Source organism: Leptolyngbya sp. FACHB-36, assembly GCF_014695955.1.
Lineage (GTDB): Bacteria > Cyanobacteriota > Cyanobacteriia > Leptolyngbyales > Leptolyngbyaceae > FACHB-36.
Genome location: NZ_JACJPG010000496.1, coordinates 1 through 2,869 on the forward strand (window position 1 = coordinate 1; position 2,869 = coordinate 2,869).

General features: G+C 53.7%; 6 protein-coding genes. 5 read left to right on the forward strand and 1 reads right to left on the reverse strand.

The features are described from left to right. Positions 1–105: 105 nt before the first annotated feature. The gene (locus H6F43_RS14160) at positions 106–879 is read right to left on the reverse strand and encodes a pentapeptide repeat-containing protein (RefSeq protein WP_190343383.1); all 774 of its coding nucleotides are present in this window, start codon (positions 877–879) and stop codon (positions 106–108) included. A 185-nt stretch (positions 880–1,064) separates the two neighbouring features. Between H6F43_RS14160 and H6F43_RS14165 the strand changes: the two genes are divergently transcribed. From H6F43_RS14165 to H6F43_RS14185, 5 genes are all read left to right on the forward strand, one after another. After that, positions 1,065–1,433, forward strand: a complete 369-nt coding sequence (locus H6F43_RS14165) for a DUF4864 domain-containing protein (RefSeq protein ID WP_190343384.1) — start codon at positions 1,065–1,067, stop codon at positions 1,431–1,433. 58 nt (positions 1,434–1,491) lie between these two features. Next, a complete protein-coding gene (locus H6F43_RS14170) occupies positions 1,492–1,806 on the forward strand; it encodes an STAS domain-containing protein (RefSeq protein ID WP_190343385.1) in 315 nt (104 codons plus the stop codon). After that, positions 1,803–2,042, forward strand: a complete 240-nt coding sequence (locus tag H6F43_RS14175; protein WP_190343386.1) for a TIGR02450 family Trp-rich protein — start codon at positions 1,803–1,805, stop codon at positions 2,040–2,042. Before H6F43_RS14170 ends, H6F43_RS14175 begins: the two co-directional genes overlap by 4 nt. An 83-nt stretch (positions 2,043–2,125) precedes the next feature. After that, positions 2,126–2,569, forward strand: a complete 444-nt coding sequence (locus tag H6F43_RS14180; protein ID WP_190343387.1) for a hypothetical protein — start codon at positions 2,126–2,128, stop codon at positions 2,567–2,569. A gap of 40 nt (positions 2,570–2,609) precedes the next feature. Then, on the forward strand, positions 2,610–2,869 hold a 260-nt coding region (locus H6F43_RS14185; protein WP_190343388.1), incomplete at its 3' end, for an aldo/keto reductase.

The following is a 2,869-nucleotide window of genomic DNA, read 5'->3' on the forward strand; positions in this document are numbered from 1 at the left end:
TGTATAACCAGCCCGATCGTCTGCGGCGGCGGTTCGCTGCGGTTCGCCAACTTCTACGGTTCGCCTTGGTTAGCACCGTGCCATCTAGCAGTACGATTCACCCGCCTACGGAAGCAATAGCTGAACCACTCCCCCAACGAGGTTAAGCAGCGCTTGACCAATGCTTGGTCGTGATTTCTTTTCAGGAGCAGTCACTTGTTCATTCGCTTTCTGTAGTGCCTGGGTATATTCCTGAGCCGCCTGTAGAGCGGTTGTGTTGCCTTGAGTCTTAAACAGGGTCTCGGCTTGCTGGGCATCTTTCAGCGCACCTGAACGATCGCCCGATTCAACGCGGGCAACGCTGCGACCAAGGTACGCGGGAGCAAAATCGGGTTTGCGGGCGATCGCTTGAGTGAAGTTTTCGATCGCCGGACTAAAGCGTTTCTGCTGAACGTCGCTCATTGCCCAGCGGTAGAAATCCTCGGCTTGTCCGATCGTGGTGGGCAGCCCTATGGCTCCCTGTAGCTGCATTCCTTCCGACACCGCGCCGTCCATGGTGACGCCTTCCAGGTAGCTTGCGCGTAAATCGGTCTCCTGCAAAATGGCTCCATCCAGTCTTGCCCCAATCAAATTTGCCCCAAACAGACTGGCTCCCGTCAAGTTTGCACCCCGCAGATCGGCTCCTCGCAAGTCAGCACGGCTCAAGTTTGCGCGAGTCAGATTGGCGCCGCTGAGGGTTGCATTCTCCAACTGCGCAAACACCAATCCTGCGTTGCTCAGGTCGCACTGCGGACACTGCTTCGAGGACAGCAACTGCTGAACGTGCTCTAAATTTTCTGCCCCGGCTGGCAGGCTGATGCCAACCGTGAGGAGGACGATCGCAAGGGACTTGAGATTCATAGAATTTCGACGGTTGAACTACGCTGCCACTCGTGCAGAGTACCCACAATTCTGCCCCGGATTTCCCGGTTTGAACGACAAAGGTAAACCGGCTTTTTTGTATTCTCCCCATCCCGTAGTCCAGTTAGCAGACAAACGATCGCCCACCAGAGTACGGTTAAGCCAAGCGGTTTCTCAAACGGTAGATGAACGTAAACGAGATTGATCGCGATCGCATTCGCACGGTAATTGAGCAGCAGCTTCAAGCCTTCCGAACCGATGACGCTGAGGCGGCGTTTAGCTTTGCCAGTCCAGAAATCCGCGCCAAGTTTGGCACCGCGTCAAATTTCATCCACATGGTCAGAACGACCTATCCAGCGGTGTATCGTCCTCGATCGGTGGTATTCGAGCGCTTAGTCACCGTGCAAGGCATTCCTGCTCAGGAAGTGATTTTGCTGGACCCGGACGGTGATCTAGCCAAAGCGCTGTATTTGATGGAACAGCAGCCAGATGGACGCTGGAAAATCGGTGGCTGTTTTTTAATTCCGGTGCAGAATACCGGAACAGATCAGTGAGCGACTTCTCTCTAGAGCCGTCTGGCGCTAAGATCGAAGCAAATCTGAGATCTTAGCTGTGTCTACTGTCAATATTCTTCAGCCTGCAAAGATTTTGAGTTCCAGCACGACCGGGAGTTTGCTGGCTGCGATCGATCGCAGCCTTGCAGCAGGGGACACTACGATTCTGATTAATTTGCAGGATATTTTGTTCATCGACAGTATTGGGCTGGCAACCCTGGTCGTAGCGCTAAAGCGTGTGCGAACGGCAAATGGACGGTTAGCCCTTTGCGGCTTAAATGGACAAGCTCAAATGCTGCTGAACCAAAGCGGTATGGAAAAGGTGTTCGAGATTTACGCATCTCCTGAGGACTTTACGCGTCTGGCTGAATGAAACGTAAGCAAAAATTTCCACACCTAATTGGCTCCAAATGGACCTCTTGCCAGAAAATTGATGGCTGGCGGCATTTTCAGGTGGTCAATCGCAAAAATCAGAATGCGATCGTGTTTGCAGAACTAGTTTCCGCCTGCGACCCAACCGTGCGATTTTGGCTGAATGCGCGGCTGCTTAAAGAGCAAGCGATCTGGCAAGCCGGTTGGCAGTCGCTCCATGAAAGCGAAACCCAATAGCGGCATTTCTTTCTTTAGAGGGTTTTACGCCCGAGAAAACTACTCTACAGTCAGGACGTTCTGTTTAGGCGAGGGCTCTGACGATGCGATCGCTTGGAAAACTGGTCGTGATAGGCGCGGTGGTTTGCACAGGATTGCCTGTGAATGCCCAAGTTTGCACGCCGCTACGGGTCGTAGAAGGAACAGGAACGCAGGTACAAAAGAAGGTTTCGGTCCCCGGTACGCCAACAAGTCGCAGCAATTGGAATACGGATTTTGCGGTGCCGAGCGGTCGATCGTTTAGTCGCTACGTTGCCACGATCAGACCTGCGAACACGGGACAGTACGATGTTCAGATGTTTTTGAAATATCCCAACAACACGGCGGATAAAGTGTTCGACCAGCGAGCCTCGTACCGAGAGCGCAACTCTTACACCATCCCCGGTTCGCCGCGCTTGAATGCGAATCCCTACCAGATCAACGTGTTTGTTGGCGGTGTAGGGGCTGTGGGAAACACCTACACGCTGTCGGTGGCAGGCTGCAATTAGAAAGCGAATTAGTGAGCTGCATACGAAGGACTCGACAGGTATGGAGACGAAACAGTTAGGCAATACAGATAGGCAGGTCAGCGCGATCGGGCTAGGAGGGATGCCCATGTCCCTCAGCAGCCGACCGCCCGAGGAGCAGGCGATCGCGGTGATTCATTGGGCGCTGGATCACGGCGTAACGCTGATTGACACCGCCGACTCTTACTGCCGCGACGAGTCTGATAAACACCACAATGAACGGCTGATCCATAAAGCGCTTCAGCACTACAGCGGCGATACGAGCCACGTGGCTGTTGCGAC